The sequence below is a fragment of the Allobosea massiliensis genome (assembly GCF_042655245.1).
GTDB lineage: Bacteria > Pseudomonadota > Alphaproteobacteria > Rhizobiales > Beijerinckiaceae > Allobosea > Allobosea massiliensis.
The window spans coordinates 1-319 of sequence record NZ_JBHSLU010000165.1 but is presented as its reverse complement, the minus strand read 5'-3'; the positions used below and the strand labels follow the sequence as shown (position 1 = coordinate 319).

Annotated in this window: 1 protein-coding gene; it reads right to left on the bottom strand. The window is 59.6% G+C overall.

The genetic code is table 11. From position 1 onward, the window contains the following. Positions 1–165: 165 nt before the first annotated feature. Positions 166–319: ATP-binding protein (locus ACFPN9_RS30005; protein WP_377818176.1), on the bottom strand; the 154-nt coding region annotated here is incomplete at its 5' end.

The following is a 319-nucleotide window of genomic DNA, read 5'->3' as shown; positions in this document are numbered from 1 at the left end:
ACAAATGGACGAACTCGAAGGTTCGCATCGTTTCTTGGGCTTTGGCCGATCCCGGTCCGACCGGTTCGCCATCATCGTTCAGTCACCCTCGCAAGCCAGATGTCCAGCGACATTCGGAACTGACCCCTTTGCGTCATGAAGAACTGACCCCCATGCCGATTGCCTTTAGGCGGTTGCGGATTGCGGCGTCGCAGCGGCCTTTTGCAAAAGGCCGCTGCAACGCTTTTCGCGGAGCCGATAGCTGTCTCCACGGATGGTGATGACATGGCTGTGGTGAAGCAGCCGATCGAGGATGGCCGTCGCGACGACGGGATCGCCG